The sequence below is a fragment of the Olleya sp. UBA1516 genome (genome assembly GCF_002323495.1).
GTDB lineage: Bacteria > Bacteroidota > Bacteroidia > Flavobacteriales > Flavobacteriaceae > Olleya.
In genome coordinates, this window is the sequence record NZ_DCQO01000017.1 from 141,619 (window position 1) to 161,041 (window position 19,423).

16 protein-coding genes are annotated in these 19,423 nt (G+C 33.8%); 9 read left to right on the forward strand and 7 right to left on the reverse strand.

What is annotated here, in order from left to right:
* Positions 1-159: 159 nt before the first annotated feature.
* Both B2989_RS10980 and gltB read right to left on the reverse strand, forming a co-directional pair.
* Positions 160-1,626 carry a glutamate synthase subunit beta gene (locus tag B2989_RS10980; RefSeq protein ID WP_292948301.1) on the reverse strand — a complete coding sequence of 489 codons (1,467 nt, stop codon included), beginning with the start codon at positions 1,624-1,626 and terminating at the stop codon, positions 160-162.
* A gap of 3 nt (positions 1,627-1,629) precedes the next feature.
* Positions 1,630-6,126 carry a glutamate synthase large subunit gene (gene gltB / locus B2989_RS10985; protein WP_292948303.1) on the reverse strand — a complete coding sequence of 1,499 codons (4,497 nt, stop codon included), beginning with the start codon at positions 6,124-6,126 and terminating at the stop codon, positions 1,630-1,632.
* A 445-nt stretch (positions 6,127-6,571) separates the two neighbouring features.
* Between gltB and B2989_RS10990 the strand changes: the two genes are divergently transcribed.
* From B2989_RS10990 to B2989_RS11000, 3 genes are read left to right on the forward strand one after another with little or no spacing between them, the layout of a single operon-like run.
* Entirely contained in the window at positions 6,572-7,558 is a 987-nt protein-coding gene (locus B2989_RS10990; protein ID WP_292948305.1) for an outer membrane beta-barrel protein, read from the forward strand.
* Positions 7,559-7,570: 12 nt separating this feature from the next.
* On the forward strand, positions 7,571-7,909 hold the full coding sequence (locus B2989_RS10995) for a P-II family nitrogen regulator (RefSeq protein WP_090836999.1): 339 nt from the start codon (positions 7,571-7,573) through the stop codon (positions 7,907-7,909).
* A gap of 5 nt (positions 7,910-7,914) precedes the next feature.
* The gene (locus B2989_RS11000; protein ID WP_292948312.1) at positions 7,915-9,162 is read left to right on the forward strand and encodes an ammonium transporter; all 1,248 of its coding nucleotides are present in this window, start codon (positions 7,915-7,917) and stop codon (positions 9,160-9,162) included.
* A gap of 139 nt (positions 9,163-9,301) precedes the next feature.
* On the opposite strand, the gene leuB is transcribed toward B2989_RS11000, so the two are convergent.
* The 4 genes from leuB to B2989_RS11020 are packed head-to-tail and all read right to left on the reverse strand — an operon-like array spanning position 9,302 to position 13,584.
* A complete protein-coding gene (gene leuB / locus B2989_RS11005; RefSeq protein ID WP_292948314.1) occupies positions 9,302-10,420 on the reverse strand; it encodes a 3-isopropylmalate dehydrogenase in 1,119 nt (372 codons plus the stop codon).
* Positions 10,417-11,022 carry a 3-isopropylmalate dehydratase small subunit gene (gene leuD / locus B2989_RS11010; RefSeq protein ID WP_292948316.1) on the reverse strand — a complete coding sequence of 202 codons (606 nt, stop codon included), beginning with the start codon at positions 11,020-11,022 and terminating at the stop codon, positions 10,417-10,419. Before leuD ends, leuB begins: the two co-directional genes overlap by 4 nt.
* Before the next feature lies 1 nt (position 11,023).
* Complete coding sequence (leuC, locus tag B2989_RS11015; RefSeq protein ID WP_292948318.1) at positions 11,024-12,406, reverse strand: 3-isopropylmalate dehydratase large subunit; 1,383 nt, start codon at positions 12,404-12,406, stop codon at positions 11,024-11,026.
* A 2-nt stretch (positions 12,407-12,408) separates the two neighbouring features.
* Positions 12,409-13,584, reverse strand: a complete 1,176-nt coding sequence (locus B2989_RS11020) for a 2-isopropylmalate synthase (protein WP_292948320.1) — start codon at positions 13,582-13,584, stop codon at positions 12,409-12,411.
* Positions 13,585-13,732: 148 nt separating this feature from the next.
* Between B2989_RS11020 and B2989_RS11025 the strand changes: the two genes are divergently transcribed.
* Together B2989_RS11025 and B2989_RS11030 are read left to right on the forward strand one after the other, a co-directional pair.
* A complete protein-coding gene (locus B2989_RS11025) occupies positions 13,733-15,283 on the forward strand; it encodes a hypothetical protein (protein ID WP_292948322.1) in 1,551 nt (516 codons plus the stop codon).
* Positions 15,284-15,501: 218 nt separating this feature from the next.
* Complete coding sequence (locus tag B2989_RS11030; protein ID WP_145005189.1) at positions 15,502-15,711, forward strand: hypothetical protein; 210 nt, start codon at positions 15,502-15,504, stop codon at positions 15,709-15,711.
* Here the strand turns inward: B2989_RS11030 and B2989_RS11035 are convergent.
* The gene (locus B2989_RS11035; RefSeq protein ID WP_292948326.1) at positions 15,700-16,290 is read right to left on the reverse strand and encodes a riboflavin synthase; all 591 of its coding nucleotides are present in this window, start codon (positions 16,288-16,290) and stop codon (positions 15,700-15,702) included. The two genes, B2989_RS11030 and B2989_RS11035, sit on opposite strands and share 12 nt — an antisense overlap.
* Positions 16,291-16,356: 66 nt before the next feature.
* Between B2989_RS11035 and pdxA the strand changes: the two genes are divergently transcribed.
* The 4 genes from pdxA (at position 16,357) to B2989_RS11055 (ending at position 19,397) form a co-directional block, all read left to right on the forward strand.
* Positions 16,357-17,403, forward strand: a complete 1,047-nt coding sequence (pdxA, locus tag B2989_RS11040; protein WP_292948329.1) for a 4-hydroxythreonine-4-phosphate dehydrogenase PdxA — start codon at positions 16,357-16,359, stop codon at positions 17,401-17,403.
* Between the two features lie 72 nt (positions 17,404-17,475).
* Positions 17,476-18,015: a YceD family protein gene (locus B2989_RS11045; RefSeq protein ID WP_292948331.1), complete on the forward strand. Its 540-nt coding sequence runs from the start codon at positions 17,476-17,478 to the stop codon at positions 18,013-18,015.
* Positions 18,016-18,024: 9 nt separating this feature from the next.
* On the forward strand, positions 18,025-18,225 hold the full coding sequence (gene rpmF / locus B2989_RS11050) for a 50S ribosomal protein L32 (RefSeq protein WP_028282597.1): 201 nt from the start codon (positions 18,025-18,027) through the stop codon (positions 18,223-18,225).
* A 176-nt stretch (positions 18,226-18,401) separates the two neighbouring features.
* Positions 18,402-19,397, forward strand: coding sequence for a beta-ketoacyl-ACP synthase III (locus tag B2989_RS11055; RefSeq protein ID WP_145005201.1), 996 nt, complete (start codon positions 18,402-18,404; stop codon positions 19,395-19,397).
* Positions 19,398-19,423: the final 26 nt, after the last annotated feature.

Consider the following 19,423-nt stretch of genomic DNA (forward strand, 5'->3'; position numbering starts at 1 on the left):
TATGATTAAATTTAAGTTTATTCCCCTTTGTGAATAGTCGTTCAAAACAAGAAAGTATTTTAGCTATATCACTGTCAGTTTGAGCGCAGTCGAAAACCTTAAGGTTTAATTTTAGATAGCATTTTGACTGTGCTCAATATAACAAAGAGTTGTGTTTAGTTAAACTCGAGGCAAATCACTATCATCTTTTAAAGGTAAGCTAGATTCTCCCATTAAATACGTGTCAATATGATGTGCAGCTTGTCTTCCTTCAGAAATAGCCCAAACAATCAGCGATTGTCCACGACGCATGTCTCCAGCTGCAAAAACACCAGGGATATTTGTTTTGTAATCCTTTGTTGTAGCTTCAATATTGGTTCTAAAATCCATTTTTAAACCAAACTGATCAGCTAAAGTTTTTTCAGCGCCTGTAAATCCAAGTGCTAATAATGCGATGTCGCATTTCCATTCTTTTTCCGTGCCTTCCACCTCATTAAGTTGTGGTCGTTCTCCTGGAGTAAAAATCCATTCGACTTCAACTGTTTTTAAGCCTTTTAAGTTTCCTTTTTTGTCGCCAATAAACTCTTTAGTTGAAATGCTAAAAAAACGTTCGACACCTTCTTGGTGCGATGAGGTTGTTTTTAACTTCATAGGCCAGTAAGGCCAAGGTTGATTTGCTGGTCTGCCTTCAGAAGGTTTGCTTAAAATCTCAAAATTAGTCACAGAAGTTGCGCCATGACGATTAGAAGTTCCTATACAATCACTTCCTGTATCTCCACCACCAATTACGATAATGTCTTTTCCTTTAGCAGAAATCACGTCTTTAAAATCCACTAAACCATCCACGTATTGATTATTTATTTTTAAAAAATCCATCGCTTGAGTCACGCCTTTTAAGTCTGCTCCAGGAATGGGAATGCTTCGTCTTACTGTAGCGCCTCCACATAACACAACAGCATCAAAGTCATCTTTCAGTTTGTTTGCATCCACATTAACACCAACATGTACGTTGGTTTTAAAAATAATACCTTCTTCTTCTAAAACAGCAACACGTCTATCTATTACGTTTTTTTCCATTTTAAAATCTGGGATACCATAACGTAATAAGCCTCCTACTTTTTCGTCACGTTCAAAAACAGTAACAGTGTGTCCTGCACGATTTAATTGTTGCGCAGCAGCTAATCCTGCTGGTCCAGAGCCAATAACAGCAACGGTTTTTTCGGTTCTAACTTTTGGTGGCTGTGCAGTAATCCAACCTTCATTAAAGGCGGTTTCTACTATGTTTTTTTCAATATTTTCTATGGTTACTGGGTCTTCATTTATACCAAGTACGCAAGCTTCTTCGCAGGGTGCTGGGCACAAACGTCCTGTAAACTCTGGGAAGTTATTGGTTTTGTGTAAAATTTCAGCAGCTTCTTTCCATTTTCCTTGATAGACTTTATCGTTAAAATCTGGAATTAAATTCCCAAGCGGACAACCACTATGGCAAAACGGAATTCCGCAATCCATACATCGTGCGCCTTGGTCTTTCAAATGATTTTCTGGTAACGGAACCGTAAATTCTTTGTAATTTTCTATGCGTTTTTCTGGCGCGATATAACTTTCGTTCTCACGCTTAAACTCTAAAAATCCTGTTATCTTTCCCATAATTTACGCTAATTCTAGTTGTTCTTGTTCTAATCTTACTAAGGCTTGCCTGTACTCTTCTGGCAACACTTTTTTAAACTTAGGAAGGTAATTACTCCAGTCTTTTAAAATACGTGCTGCTAACGGGCTTCCTGTTGCTTCAAAATGATTTTCGATTAATTGTTTTAACTGAATCGTGTCAGCTTCGTTTTCAATTGGATCGATATTTAAATCTTCGGAATTGCAGTTTTGTTTGAAGGTTCCTTTTTCATCTAAAACATAAGCAACTCCTCCGCTCATTCCTGCTCCAAAGTTTCGACCTACAGTACCAAGAATAACAGCAACTCCACCAGTCATATACTCGCAGCCGTGATCTCCAATACCTTCAACTACTGCTTGTGCGCCAGAATTTCTAACACAAAAACGCTCACCAGCTTTACCGTTTATATAAACTTCTCCAGAGGTTGCACCATAAAGTGTTACGTTTCCTGTAATGATATTGTCTTCCGGAATAATGGTGCATTTTTCTGGTACTTTAATAATTAATTTGGCACCTGATAAACCTTTACCTAAGTAATCATTGGTATTACCGTGTACGGTGAATTTTAAACCTTTGGTTGCAAAAGCTCCAAAACTTTGTCCTGCAGAACCTGTAAAGTCAATATCTATAGTGTCTTTAGGTAAACCATCGGCACCATAAATTTTGGAAATTTCGTTACTTATTATCGCTCCAACTGCTCTATCTATATTTGTAATAGGCATGGCTAAGTTTGTTTTTTGTCTTCTAAATAAAGCTTGGTGTGCTTGTTTGATTATTTTAAAATCTAAGTGCACATTCAGGTTGTGGTCTTGACAATACGTGTTGTATAATTGTACATCTTCCGCGACTTCTACTTTGTGTAAGATTGGTGTTAAGTCAATTCCTGAAGATTTGTAATGATCTATAGCTTTATTTCTGTTTAGTTTTTGAGATTGTCCAACCATTTCATTAATAGTTCTGAATCCTAATTTTGCCATAATCTCGCGTAATTCTTGTGCTACAAAATACATGTAGTTAACGACGTGTTCTGGTTTTCCTTTAAATTTTTTACGTAAGTCAGGGTTTTGAGTTGCAATACCGACAGGGCATGTATTTAAATGGCATACACGCATCATGATACATCCTGAAGCTACTAAAGGTGCTGTTGCAAAACCAAATTCTTCTGCGCCAAGTAGGCAAGCAATTGCGACATCGCGACCTGTTTTTAGTTGTCCGTCACATTCTAAAACTACACGATTTCTAAGATCATTCATCACTAAGGTTTGCTGTGCTTCTGCAACGCCAAGTTCCCAAGGTAAACCAGTGTGTTTTTGTGAGGTTAAAGGTGTTGCACCTGTCCCGCCATCAAAACCAGCAATTAAAATAACGTCTGCTTTTGCTTTAGCAACTCCCGCTGCAACTGTACCAACACCAATTTCTGATACTAGTTTTACATTAATTCTGGCTTCTCTATTTGCTGATTTTACATCGTAAATTAATTGCGATAAATCTTCAATAGAATAAATGTCGTGATGTGGTGGTGGTGAGATTAAACCAACATAAGGTGTCGAGTTTCTTGTTTTTGCAATTTCTGGATTTACTTTTGGTCCGGGTAATTGACCGCCTTCTCCGGGTTTTGCACCTTGTGCTATTTTTATCTGAATTTCGCTTGCGCTTGTTAAGTAATTTGAAGTCACTCCAAAACGCCCAGAAGCGACTTGCTTGATTGCTGAGTTTCTCCAGTCTCCTTGTGAGCTTTTATAGAAACGTTCTTGGTCTTCTCCACCTTCACCAGAGTTAGATTTTCCTCCAATTCTGTTCATGGCAACCGCTAAGTTTTCGTGTGCTTCTTTACTAATCGAACCATAAGACATGGCTCCTGTTTTAAAACGTTTTACAATTTCTGTCCAAGGTTCTACTTCTTCTAATGGAATTGGGTCAAATTGATCAAATTCAAATAAGCCTCTAATAGTCATTAGGTTTTTAGATTGATTATTGACTAATTCTGAAAATTCCTTAAATGTAGAGGCTTTATTGGTTCTTACCGATTCCTGAAGTTTGGCAACTGTTAATGGGTTAAACATGTGCTTTTCTTGTCCGCGTCTCCATCTATAATCTCCTCCAACTTCAATTTGTGGTTCTGTGTTTTTATGAAAAGCCCTTCTGTGGCGTTTCACAATTTCTTGTTCTATTTCTCTTAAGCCAATACCTTGAATACGTGTTGGTGTGTTTGGAAAATATTTTTCGACTGTTGAGGTTTTAATTCCGATACATTCAAACAATTGAGATCCACGATAAGAGTTTAAGGTGGAGATTCCAATCTTGTTCATTACTTTTAAAATTCCTTTTCCAACTGCTTTGTTGTAGTTTTTAATGGCAGCTAAATATTCTAAATCTGTAAGATCTGCATTGTTGACTTGCTCTTGTACAATTTCGTTTACAATGTATGGATTTACAGCACTTGCACCATAACCAAATAGTAGTGCAAAGTGGTGTACTTCACGAGGTTCTGCAGATTCAATAATTAAACTAATTCTAGAACGTTTTTTTAATTTGTGTAACGCATGATTAACGTAAGAGCAAGCTAAAAGTGCTGGAATTGGTGCATGATTTTCGTCTACAAATCGATCTGATAAAATAATAATGTTTGCGCCATTATCAATAGCTTTAGAAGCTTTAGTGACTAAGTTTTCTAGTGCGACTTCAAGCTCATTTAATCCACGATTTACTTCGTATAACATCGAAATAGATTCGACTTTAAAATCAGGATTAGTATCATAATCTCTAATCTTATCTAAATCGTGTTTAGAGATAACTGGATTTTGGATTTTTAATTTTTTACAGTGTTCTGCATTGATGTCAAATATATTAACGTCACTACCTAGTGTTAAGCTTATATCTGTAATTAACTCTTCTCTAATACCATCTAAAGGTGGATTGGTAACTTGAGCAAATAACTGTTTGAAGTAGTTGTAAATTAATTGTGGTCTTTCTGATAAAATAGCAATTGGAGTATCGCTTCCCATGGATCCAATAGGCTCTTTTCCTAATTGTGCCATAGGACGAATAATGGTGTTTAAATCCTCTTCCGTATAGCCAAAAACGACTTCACGTTTTTTAAGTTCTATTTCGTCATATTTAATATGTCCTTCTTTAGCTTCAATATCTCTAAGATGTATTAGATTTTCGTTTAACCATTGTCTGTATGGGTGTTTTGCAGCTATTTCTTCTTTAATTTCTTCATCATTAACAATGCGCCCTTCGCTCATGTTAACTAAAAACATTTTTCCTGGTTCTAAGCGACCATGGAATTCTATGTTTTCTGGAGCAATATCTACAACGCCAGTTTCTGAAGACATAATAACATTTCCTTGTTTGGTAACTGTGTATCGTGATGGTCGTAATCCGTTACGGTCCAAAACAGCACCTATAAAATTACCGTCTGTAAATGGGATTGAAGCTGGTCCGTCCCAAGGTTCCATTAGGCAGGAGTTGTATTCGTAAAACGCTTTTTTAGAATCCGACATGTGTGGGTTTTTCTCCCAAGCTTCGGGTACTAACATCATCATGGCTTCTGGAAGCGAGCGTCCTGTCATTAATAGTAACTCAACCACCATGTCTAGGGTTGCAGAATCTGATTTCCCTCTTAAAATAGTAGGGATTATTTTTTTAATATCATCTCCAAATAATGGGCTTTCCATGATTTCTTCGCGAGAAAACATGCGTGATACATTACCTCTTACCGTATTTATTTCTCCATTATGACAGATATATCTAAAAGGTTGTGCTAAATCCCAAGTTGGAAATGTGTTAGTGGAAAAACGCTGGTGTACTAATGCTAGTCTAGTGTCTAAAGCCGAGTTGAATAAGTCTAAATAGTATTGGTTAATATGTTCTGGCATTAGTAAGCCTTTAAATATTATGATTTTAGTAGATAGACTTGGTAGGTAGAAGAATTTTGATTCGGATAATTTAGAATCATATATAGTGTGTTCTGCAATTTTTCGTGCAGCATATAATTTTATGTTAAATTCTCTTTCGGTTTGGGCATCGCTAGCCTTTCCTATAAAAATTTGTTTTACAAAAGGTTCTGTTACTTTTGCAATTTCACCTAAAACTTTACTGTTAACTGGTACGTCTCTCCAACCAATTAATTTAAGGCCTTGATTTTGTATTTCTTTTTCAAAAACATCAATACAATATTGACGTTGATTTTCCTTTCTTGGCAAGAAAACATTACTGACTGCGTACTCTCCAGCTTCAGGTAAATCAAACTCACAGAAAATCTTAAAGAATTTATGCGGAATATCAATTAAAATACCTGCACCATCTCCAGTTACTCCATCGGAACTTACAGCGCCACGATGCTCTAATTTTACTAATATTTCAAGCGCTTTATGGATAATATCGTTAGATCGTTTTCCGGTTAAACTACATATAAATCCTGCACCACAATTATCGTGTTCAAATTCCGGTAAATAAAGTCCTTGTTTTTTAAGCATAATAAGTAAAATTTAAAGGCTTTTTGTGCCTTATTACAACTGTAAGATACACGCTAGTAATGGAATTTGAAAAAAGTAGAAACACTTTTTCGATATTCTGATTTAGACTATTATATAATACACTTTAAACAATTTTATGCGGATTAAACTAATAAATCATCAAAGAGAAATATGTATTAAATAGATTGTTTTATTGCGAAAACGTTTGCGTAAAATATAAAAAACTAAATAAAACTCAAAAAAATATCAGTTTTTATGATAATTACTCAAATTTAACAATGCGGTATTATTAAAAAATAGAGGTGTAATTTATGATACCCTATAAAAAACAGGGTTAAAAATAAAATTATAATAAAAATGAAGCTATACCCCCTTGTTTTTTAGGGGCTAAATAAATTTTAACATAGATTTGGGATATTAACCAACCAATTTAATACCAATTTTTATGAAACAATTACTGACTTTATCGCTTCTTTTGGTTGCAACAACATTGTTTGCTCAAAAGGATTCTAATACACTAGAAAAAAAGTTTGCTTTTGAAGGTAGTGTGGATGCATACTACAGAACCAATTTTACAGCACCAAACGATGATAATCAAATTGCTCCAACAACGTCTTTTGCAAACACTGCGGGATTTTCATTAGGAATGGGAAATATAATTGCCTCTTATGAAAAAGGTAGGGTCGGTGCAGTTGCCGATTTGGTTTTTGGTCCAAGAGGAGAAGAGGCTAGTGCAACCGTATTAAATCAATTGTTTGCTTTTTATAATATTAGCGAAAACACAAAATTAACATTAGGTAAGTTTAATACCTTTTTAGGTTACGAAGTTATTGCACCCGCAGGAAACTTTAATTATAGTACCTCTTATTTATTTTCTAATGGACCATTTTCTCATACAGGTATAAAAGCAGATTTTACGTTGTCTGAAGATTTTAGCCTAATGCTTGGTGTGTTTAATCAAACGGATGTTACGGAGTTTAACCCAGATGGGAGTTATGCGGTAGGTGCGCAATTAGGATATAGTGGTCAGTTTTTAAACCTTTTATGTGATGATGCAGGTTTAGGTTTTGAAGTAGATTACACTGGAGGTTTTGATGCTTCAGACGACTTTTTTATAGGTATTAATGCAGCTTATGCAGACAATGATGGTGAAGGGTTTTACGGGGTAGACTTGTATCCTCAATATGGTCTTAGCGACACATTTACAATTGGATTAAGAGGAGAATATTTTCAAACGCAAAGCGAATCTGTGGATGACGACCCAAGTATTATTGGTTTGACATTAACAGGAAGCTTAGTTATTGACGAAGACTTAATTATTAAACCAGAATTTAGATTGGATAGTAGTTCTGAAGACGATTTTATTGATACAGATTTAATGGCAACAAAAAGCTTAGGTTCTTTTGTTTTGGCAGCGATATATAAATTCTAACAAAAACTAATTATGAAAAAAGTAGAAGCAATAATCAGAAAATCTAAATTTTCTGCAGTTAAAAATGCATTGCATGAAGTTGGCGTAAACTTCTTCTCTTATTGGGATGTTACAGGTTTAGGTAACGAAAAAGAAGGTCATGTATACAGAGGGGTTTCTTATAGTACAAGTGATATACAAAGACGCTATTTATCAATAGTTGTTAATGATGATTTTGAAGAAGTAACCATAAAAGCCATTTTAGAATCAGGGTCTACTGGAGAGGTTGGTGATGGTAAAATATTTGTCTCGCAAATTGATGAGGTTTATAGAATACGAACAGGAGCAAAAGGAGGAAACACTTTAAAATAAAAAACATGGAATTACTTACTACAAATAACGTATGGATGATGATCTGTACAGCACTCGTTTTCTTTATGCATTTAGGTTTTGCATTTCTGGAAATAGGGCTAACGAGACAAAAAAATACAATTAACATACTATTTAAAAACATATTTATAATCACGGTTGGACTATTGCTTTATTGTTTAGTAGGCTTCAACTTAATGTATCCAGGAGAATTTAATGGATTTATAGGTTTTGCAGGTTTTGGATTAGAATCTCCAACTGTAATTGATCCAGAAACAGGAAAAGCAATTTTAGACTTAGCTTATAACGAAGGCTATACATACTGGACAGACTTCTTGTTTCAAGGGATGTTTGCTGCAACAGCTGCAACTATAGTCTCTGGAGCAGTTGCTGAACGTATGAAAATAGGACCATTTATGGTTTTTACTATTATATATGTAGGTTTAGTATATCCAATTGCAGGTTCTTGGAAATGGGGAGGTGGATTTTTGGACAGTTTAGAAACGCCTTTTTATGACTTTGCAGGATCAACCTTAGTACACTCTGTTGGTGGATGGGCAGCATTAGTTGCTGTTTGTTTATTAGGTCCAAGAATTGGTAAATTTAAAGACGGAAAGATTCAAGCAATTCCAGGACACAATATACCATTAGCAACTGCGGGGGTTTTAATACTTTGGCTTGGGTGGTTTGGGTTTAATGGTGGGTCTGTGTTATCTGCTGATCCAAGTTTAACATCGCTAACACTTGTAACTACTTGTCTTGCAGCAGCAGCAGGAGGTGTTGTAGCAGCTTTGGTGTCTACAATGCTTTATAAAAACCTTGATTTAACCATGTTTTTAAATGGTATTTTGGGAGGTTTAGTTGGAATTACTGCAGGAGCAGATCAAATGAGTCCGACAGATGCTATATTAATTGGAGCAATTGCTGGAGCAATAATTGTTTTTGCAGTATCATTAATAGATAAATTAAAACTAGATGACCCGGTTGGGGCAATTGCTGTGCATTTGGCTTGTGGAATTTGGGGTACTTTAGCAGTTGGTATATTTGGAGATTTAGCTAGTGGGTCGCAATTTTTTAGCCAGTTAATTGGTGTTGGGTCTTACGCAGCAATATGTATTGTGTCTTCATTTTTAATTATTTTTATAATGAAGAAAACAGTTGGAATTAGAGTTTCTGAAAAAGAGGAATTAGAAGGACTTGATGCTCATGAGCATGGAATGGATGCTTATCCAGACTTTAGATTAAATGAACATTAAGCTTTAGTTAATTTGTTGAAAAAACCTGAAGACATTTTGTTTTTAGGTTTTTTTTTTGTGTCTAATTATAAATAATTTAAAGCAAAAAAAAGCTCAGCAATTAAATTGCCGAGCATGTTTTGGACTAATAAAAACAGTGTTAAATAATCGTAGATTGTCCTAAGTGAATATTGTTGAAATTAATATTCGTATCATTTGGGTTACTTATAAAATCGGCAATAAAATCTCCAACCTTAGCGGTGGAAACATTAGTGTAGGATGCGTTTAAATCTGGCGTTGTGATTTCTAATTTTAAAGATTTTTCTACACCTTCTTTTATTAAATTAGCTTCTTCGTGTAAGTCAAAATGTTCTAAAAGCATTGCCGCACTTAATATAGATGCAATTGGGTTTGCAATTCCTTTTCCGGTTGCTTGCGGGTAAGATCCGTGTATAGGTTCAAACATAGCGTATTTGTCTCCAATGGAGGCTGAAGCTAACAATCCAATAGAACCACCAATTACACTAGCTTCGTCACTTATAACGTCTCCAAATAAGTTTTCGGTCAAAATAACATCAAACTGTTTTGGGTTTAAAATCATTTGCATGGCAGCATTATCCACAAATAAAAAGTCTAAGGTCACATCTGGATAGTCTTTTGCTAGGTCGGTAACAACTTTGCGCCATAATCTAGAGGTTTCTAAAACATTAGCTTTATCAACTAGTGTTACCTTTTTCTTTCTGCTTTGTGCGTTTTTAAATGCTAAATGCGCGATGCGTTCTATTTCGTGTTTAGAATATTCGCATAAATCAGATGCTGTATTTCCGTCTTCGCTTAAGTGTTTTTTGCCAAAGTAAATTCCGCCTGTCAACTCTCTGTAGATACTAATATCTGTACCTTCTATAATGTGTTGTTTTAGAGGTGATTTGTCTAAAAGCATGTCGTATGCTTTTACAGGTCTTATGTTTGCGTATAAACCAAGTTCTTTTCTAAGTTTTAATAAGCCTTGTTCGGGTCTTATTTTTGCTGTTGGGTCGTTATCATATTTAGGATCTCCAATCGCCCCAAATAATATGGCATCACTAGACTTGCACAAATCCAAAGTGTTATCCGGTAGTGGGTTGTCGTGTTGGTCAATTGCAATTGCGCCAACAGGAGCTTCCTTAAATAAAAAGGTGTGATCAAATTCTAAAGCGATAGCTTTTAAAACTTTTATAGATTGATTAGTCACTTCTGGACCTATACCGTCACCAGGTAAAACTGCTATGTTTAATTTCATAGTATAATTATTAGTATGTTTTTTTTGGCTTCAAAAGCCGAAATTTTTTCTTTTTTACTCAATAAGTAGTCAATATCATCGTAACCATTAATCATACAGGTTTTTTTGTAAGCATCAATTTCAAATGATTCCTTAAAAGAAGTATCTTTTACGGAGATAATTTGTGCTTCAAGGTTAACCTCTAAAACAGTTTCTGGGCTATTAGTTGTAACGTCTAACAATACCTTTAGGAATTCTGCTGAAACTTGAACAGGTAATAGTCCGTTGTTTAATGCGTTACCCTTAAAGATGTCTGCAAAAAAGCTTGAAACTATTACTTTAAAACCGTAATCACTTAAAGCCCAAGCTGCGTGCTCGCGACTAGAACCGCAACCAAAATTATCTCCAGCGACTAAAATGCTTCCAGAGTATTTGGGATTGTTTAAAGAGAAAGCTTCATTTATAGAATTGTCTTTGTTAAATCTCCAGTCTTTAAAAAGGTTGTCTCCAAAGCCTTTGCGGTCTGTTGCTTTTAAAAATCGAGCAGGAATTATCTGATCTGTATCTATGTTTTCTATTGCTAACGGAATAGCTTGAGATTGTAATGTTGTAAACTTTTCCATCTTAATTTAGTTGTTTTGTTATGTCCACAATTTTGCCTTCAATAGCTGTTGCAGCTGCTACTAAAGGACTAGCTAAAATAGTTCTAGAACCTTGTCCTTGTCTTCCTTCAAAGTTTCGGTTTGAGGTTGAGACACAATATTCGCCTTGCGGAATTTTATCGTCGTTCATAGCTAAACAAGCGGAGCAGCCTGGTTGTCTTAATTCAAAACCAGCTGCGTCAAATACATCTTTAAGGCCTTCTTTTATAATTTGGGCTTCTACTTGTTTACTGCCAGGAACTAGCCATGCAGTAACATTATCTGCTTTTTGTTTTCCTTTTATATAATTTGCTGCAACTCTAAAATCTTCAATTCTAGAATTTGTACAGCTACCAATAAAGACATAGTTAATTGGTTTGTTAATTAAAGATTCTCCTTTTTTGAAATCCATGTATTTTAAGGATTTTTCAAAAGAAGCATCATTTATTGTAGGTATGTTTTCTGTAACCTTAATTCCCATTCCTGGGTTTGTACCATAGGTTACCATAGGCTCTATGTCTTGTGCGTCAAAAGCATATTCTTTGTCAAAAATAGCATCAGTATCCGTTGATAATGTTTTCCAATAGGCTACTTTTTTATCAAAAGCATCTCCTTTTGGCGCAAATTCTTTGTCCTTTACATAGTCAAAAGTGGTTTGGTCCGGTGCAATCATTCCGCCTCGAGCGCCCATTTCAATACTCATATTACAAACGGTCATTCGGCCTTCCATGGACATGTTTTCAAAAACATCTCCTGCGTATTCGCAAAAGTAACCAGTACCAGAATTTGTACCTAGTTTGGCAATAATGTATAAAATAACATCTTTAGGTAATACGCCATTTTTAAGTTTACCGTTAACGGTTACTCTCAAGCTTTTTGGCTTAGTTAAAAGCAAGCATTGACTTGCAAAAACTTGTGCGACTTGACTGGTTCCAATACCAAAAGCGATGGTCCCAAAAGCACCATGTGTTGAGGTGTGACTGTCACCGCAAACCATTGTCATTCCTGGTTGGGTAATCCCTAATTCTGGAGCCATAACATGAACAATCCCATTGTATTGGTGTCCTAATTGGTAAAGTGTAATGTTGTTTTTTTTACAGTTTTGAGATAATTGTTCTAATTGATTTCTAGACAATAGATCTTTAACGGGTAAGTGTTGATTTTGTGTAGGTGTATTATGGTCTGCAGTTGCAACAATTTGTTTTGGTCTAAAAACAGGTATATTTCGCTCTTCTAATTCATTAAAAGCTTGCGGACTTGTTACCTCGTGTATTAAGTGTTTGTCGATATATAATACTTGCGGTCCGTCTTTAACGGTTTCTACAACGTGAGCATCCCAAACTTTGTCAAATAATGTTTGTCCCATAATTAAGCCGAAATTATTTGTTGATACACTTTACTTGTTTCAATAATTTGGTGAATATCGCCATCATTTATTTCTTTTTTTCTATCAGCAAAACTTAAAAAGTTGGCATAAACATCATCTAATTGAAGTTTAGTTAATTCGTAACCTACGTTTTTTGCTCTGTATGCTAATGCAGCACGACCACTTCTGGCTGTTAATACAATTGCAGATTCTGTAACACCAACATCTTTAGGGTTGATTATTTCGTAAGTTTCACGGTTTTTTATCACACCGTCTTGATGTATGCCAGAGCTGTGTGCAAAAGCATTTGCACCAACAATAGCTTTATTTGGTTGTGTGTAAATCCCCATGCTGTCTGAAACTAATTGACTAAGACCGTAAAGCATTTCGGTTTTTATACTAGTATCTAGGTTTAGGTAAGGGTGTTGTTTTAATACCATGACTACTTCTTCAAGCGCAGTATTACCCGCACGCTCTCCAATTCCGTTTATGGTACATTCTATTTGTCTTGCTCCGTTAATAACGCCTTCAATAGAGTTGGCAGTTGCTAAACCTAAATCGTTATGGCAATGACAAGATAAAATGGCGTTTTCTATACCTTTTACATTCTCTTTTAAATATTTAATTTTTGCGCCATACTCGCTTGGTAGGCAGTATCCCGTTGTATCTGGGATATTTAATACTGTTGCTCCTGCCTTTATTGCAGCTTCGCACACTCTTGCTAAATATTCGTTATCTGTACGTCCAGCATCTTCAGCATAAAATTCGACATCTTCGACAAAGGATTTTGCATATTTTACAGCTTCGTAAGCGCGTTGTATGATATCTGCTTTGTTAGATTTAAATTTATGAATTATGTGGGAATCTGATGTGCCAATTCCTGTGTGAATTCTTGGGTGTTTAGCATGTGTTAATGCTTGGGCAGCTACTTTTATATCGTTTTCTACAGCTCTAGTTAGGCCACAAACGGTAGCGCTTTTTACGATTTTTGATATTTCTTCTACAGATTTGAAGTCACCTGGACTAGAGACGGGAAAACCTGCTTCGATTACGTTAACACCTAATTGATCTAATTGTGTAGCAATAATTACTTTTTGCTCTGTATTTAGCTTACAACCTGGTACTTGTTCGCCATCACGTAGCGTTGTATCAAATATTTGAATTGCGTTTTTTGACATTTTTAGAGAGAATTATTTTTCTTTTGAATTACTAATGTATACTTTGGTTAACTGTTTGATTTAGCATTGGAGGAGAAGCTACGATGTTCAAGACACGAAATATATTATAAAATACTAAAAATCAGTTACATAACAAAGTAATTAGTTGATGACTAAAGAGCAAAAAGATAATTTATTTTTATTAGTTAAGTCTTTAACTAAGTCTGAAAAGCGACAATTTAAATTGTACGTGGGTAGACTTGGAGTGAATTCTGATTCTAAATTTTTAAATCTTTTTAATCTTTTAGACAAAGCTTCAGTGTATAATGAAAACGCTATTTTAAAAAGTGGAGTGGTTAAAAAACAGCAGTTAGCTAATGTTAAAGCACACTTGTATAAGCAAATATTAATTAGTCTTAAATTAAACCCTTCTCATCAAAATATTCGCTCTCAAATAAGAGAACAATTGGATTTTGCATCTATATTATATCATAAAGGATTGTATAGACAGAGTCTTAAAATCTTAGATAAGGCCAAAGAGTTAGCAATAATTAATGAAGAAAAAAACCTTGCTTTTGAGATTGTCGAACTTGAAAAAATTATCGAAACACAGTATATAACTAGAAGTATTAGTAATAGGGCAGATCAATTAACTATTCAGGCAAAACAATTAAGTGAGTTAAATGTTGTTGCTAGTAAGTTATCTAATTTATCATTACAGCTTTATAGTATAATATTAAAAACGGGTTATGTAAAAAATGAAGAAGAAAGCAAAGCTGTTACGACGTATTTTAATGACAGATTGCCTAAAGTAGATTTATCTGCTTTGGGGTTTAGAGAAAAATTATGGTATTATAAAGCATATTTGTGGTATAGTTTTTTAACACAGGACTTTTTAAACTGTTATAAATATGCTTTAAAATGGGTGAATTTATTTTATGAAAACCCAAGTATGATTAGCTTAAATCCTGTGTTTTTTTTAAAAGGAAATAACTATTTGTTAGAGGCTTTATATTTTATAAAAAATAAAGAAAAATTTGAAACTAAGTTGGCTAGCTTTCATTCTGTTGTTAACCAATCTAATTTTCCGAAGGATGAAAATGTGGCTTCTTTAGTTTTTTTGTATGGTAATTTTCATAAAATAAATTTACACTTTATAGATGGTAGTTTTGATGATGGCTTAATATTGATTCCGGAAATTGAGACTGAATTAGTTCAATTTGATAATAAAATAGATGCGCATCATAAAATGATATTTTATTACAAGTTTGCAAGTTTACATTTTGGAGCTGGTAATAATAAGGAGTGTATTAAATACTTAGATAAAATTATTTCAAATAAATCATTGTCAATGCGTGAGGATTTATTGTGTTTTTCTAGAGTTTTAAATTTAGTAGCACATTATGAGGCAGGACTGGATTATCATTTAGAAACCTTATTAAAAAGCACTTACAAATTTTTAATTAAAATGAACGACTTACATGAAGTGCAAAAAGAGATGATAAAATTTATTAGAGGATTACAAGATATTTATCCTCAGGACATTAAAAAAGAGTTTAAAAAATTATTAGAAACTTTAAAACAATATGAAGACCATCCTTTTGAACGTCGTGCTTTTTTATATTTAGATATTATCTCGTGGTTAGAAAGTAAAATTGAAAATAAGCCAGTGGGTAAAATTGTACGAGACAAATATTTAGAACTATATGCTAAGTCATAATTTATAATATTGTTAAAAATAAATAGTTTACACGTAAAAAATAAAGTGATTTTTAAATATAAACTGATGTTATCAAATAGTCAAATAAATCAAAATTTACAGCTAAAAGCGCAGTTTACCGAAGAAAATAGTATTTAAAAGGTGTTTTTGTTTAAAAAAGAGAATCAAATGTTTTGATAGCATGCTTTTTTTATTACATTTACAATCTCAAATCGGCAATGAAGAAAAATAAAACATTAATAGCAACAGTCTTATTTTTAATAATAAGCATAGTTGGTGTAGCTCAGATAGTAACTCCACCACCTCCAGCACAACAAGTACCTCCAGTAGGGTTGCCAATAGATGGTAATATTATTGTGCTTGTAGTTATAGGTTTGTTATATGGTGTTTATAAGTTGATATCTAAGCGTAAGTCATCAAACATTTAATTCGTTTAGACGCTTTACATACTTTCCAATAACGTCAAATTCTAAGTTTATTTTAGTGCCAATTTTAAATTGTTTAAAATTTGTATGCTCATACGTATAAGGTATTATGGCTACGCTAAAACTATTTTTTTGAGAGTTTACAACAGTTAGACTTACGCCATTTACCGTAATAGATCCTTTTTCTATTGTAATATTGTTTAGCTCTTGATCGTATTTAAATGTATACAGCCAGCTTCCGTTAGTTTCTTTAGCTTCTATACATAGTGCTGTTTGGTCTACATGACCTTGTACAATATGACCATCCAACCTATCTCCAAGTTTCATAGCACGTTCTATATTTACAATATCATTTATTTGTAAATCTCCAATATTGGTTTTGTCTAAAGTTTCTTTAATTGCAGTAACTTTGTATTGGTCATCATTTATTTCAACTACAGTTAAACAGACACCATTGTGTGCCACACTTTGATCTATTTTTAACTGATTAGTAATGGTGCTTTCAATAGTAATATCTAAATTGTCCTTAACTGTTGTTAATTGTTTAACAGTACCTAGTGTTTCAATTATTCCGGTAAACATAAACTTAATCGTATTATTTGGTTAAATTTGCTTTGGTAAATTTACAAACAATAGTTATTAGTATTAATGAAGAAAGAAGAAAATATTAGACTAGGAATATCAATAGGAGACCTAAATGGTATTGGAGCCGAAGTGGTTTTAAGAATATTTGAAGATAATAGGATGTTAGATTTTTGTACGCCAATTATTTTTGCTTCGATCAAAACCATGAGTTTTGTAAAAAACCACCTAAAATTGGATATTAATTTAAATGGTATCCATAATATAAATCAAGCATTACCTGGACGTGTCAACGTTTTAAACTGCTGGAAAGAAAACGTAAACATAAATTTTGGTCAAGAGGATCTTAAAATAGGTGAATACGCAATTAAATCTCTAGTTCAAGCAACAAAAGCGCTAAAGGAAGATTTAATAGATGTATTAGTTACAGCTCCAATTAACAAGCATAATATACAGTCGGACACTTTTAAGTTTCCTGGTCACACAGATTATCTTAACCAGGAGCTGGAAGGTAATAGTTTAATGTTTATGGTAACTCAAGGATTAAGGGTTGGGTTATTAACAGATCACGTACCAGTAAAAGATATTGCTAATCATATTACCCCTAAACTTATCGAAGAAAAGATTGCGACAGTATATCAATCATTGGTTCAGGACTTTAAAATTAGTAAACCAAAAATTGCTGTTTTAGGCATTAATCCACATACAGGTGATAATGGTGTAATAGGAAGTGAAGACGATACCGTTTTAAGACCAACATTACAAAAAATTAAAGCGACAGGTAAGCTAGTTTTTGGTCCATATGCAGCCGATAGTTTTTTTGGATCAGACAATTACAAAAATTTTGACGCTATAATTGCATCATATCATGATCAAGGATTAATACCATTTAAAACGTTATCTTTTGGACAAGGTGTAAATTATACCGCAGGATTAAATCGTGTAAGAACATCTCCAGATCATGGAACAGCCTATGAAATAGCAGGAAAAGGAACCGCAGATATCAGTTCTTTTAAAGAAGCTATTTTTACAGGAATACAGATTTTTAACAACAGAAAAGAATACGAAGAGCTTACCAAAAACCCATTAGGATTTTCAAAAAGAAAGATATAAACAAAAAAATGTTTATAAGTCTTTTTAATAAAGAAAATTTTATATATTTGCAGGCTCAAAATAGATGTGGTAATGAAGCAATTAAAAGAATTTACAATACCATTTGTAGGTTTAAAAATAGGAAAACATCATTTTGATTATAGTATAGATCAAACGTTCTTTAATCATTTTGAATATGAAGACTTTAACTCTTGTAATATTAAAGTAGATTTAATTTTAGAAAAAAAATCAACTTTATTAGAGTTACATTTTGATATTTCAGGAACAGTAAACGTCAATTGTGATGTTACAAACGAACCATTTGACCTGCCAATAACAACAGAATTTGATTTGGTAGTAAAATTTGGAGACGAGTATAATGATGAGCATATAGACATATTAATCATTCCACATGGAGAATATGAACTAAATGTACAACAATATATATATGAGTCAGTTGTGTTAGCATTACCAAGTAAACGTATACATCCAGGTGTGGAAGACGGAACATTAGATTCTGAAATACTTGACAAATTAGATGAACTTAGCCCAAAGCTAAAAGATAAAAAAGAAGACAAAGAGGAAACAGACCCTCGTTGGAAAACATTAAAAAAACTATTAACGGATAAATAATAATATAAAATGGCACATCCTAAGAGAAAAATCTCGAAAACAAGAAGAGATAAGAGAAGAACACATTATAAAGCAGTTGCGCCACAAATTGCAACTTGCCCAACAACAGGTGAAGCTCATTTATACCACAGAGCGCACTGGAGTGAAGGTAAACTTTACTACAGAGGTCAAGTTTTAATTGACAACTCAGTTGAAGAAAACGTAGCATAATTACTATGCATGCATATAGAAAAACGCTCACTTGTGGGCGTTTTTTTTATGATTTGTTTTTCTTTACGTTAAAAAGCATTTACTTTGCATAGAATTAGTCTAAAAAAGAGTAATTTTATTATAATTAAGTCAATATGGGTCATTTTAGACCTTTTTTTGACTAAAATAGCTAAAAAATGAGCAAAATCTCTGCTGCAATTACTGCTGTTGGTGCCTATGTACCAGACTATGTTTTGTCTAACAAGGTACTAGAAACTCTTGTAGACACAAATGATGAATGGATAACATCAAGAACAGGAATAAAAGAGCGTAGAATACTTAAACTAGAAGGCGAAGGGACATCTTACCTAGCCATTAATGCAGCTAAAGACCTGCTTAAAAAACGCAATCTAGACCCTAAAGAAATAGACTTAGTTATTGTCGCAACTGCAACACCAGATTTACCTGTGGCTGCAACAGCGGTTTATACAGCAACCCAAATTGGTGCAACCAATGCTTTTGCATATGATCTGCAAGCAGCGTGTTCTAGCTTTCTTTACGGTTTGTCCACAGCAACCAGCTATATAGAGTCTGGACGTTACAAAAAAATATTACTTATTGGAGCAGATAAAATGTCGTCTATAATAGATTACACAGATCGTGCTACATGCATTATTTTTGGAGATGGTGCAGGAGCTGTTTTATTAGAGCCAAATACAGAAGGTCTAGGTTTTCAGGATGAATACCTTAGAAGTGATGGTTCTGGTAGAGAATTTTTAAAAATTGAAGCAGGTGGATCAATATTACCACCTTCACAGGAAACCATAGACAACAAACAACACTTCGTACACCAAGATGGACGTACAGTATTTAAGTTTGCGGTTTCTAATATGGCAGATGTTTGCGAAAAAATAATGGAACGTAACAACCTTAGTCATGATGATGTATCATGGTTGGTGCCACACCAAGCTAATATGCGTATTATTGACGCAACAGCTAACAGAATGAGCTTACAAGACGATAAAGTCTTAAAAAACATACACAGATATGGTAATACAACCTCTGCAACATTACCATTATTATTAAACGATTTTGAATCCAAGCTTAAAAAAGGAGATAATTTAATATTTGCTGCTTTTGGAGGTGGATTTACTTGGGGTTCTATTTATTTAAAATGGGCTTACAACTCTTAAACTAACTAAAATAAAGATTAATAACT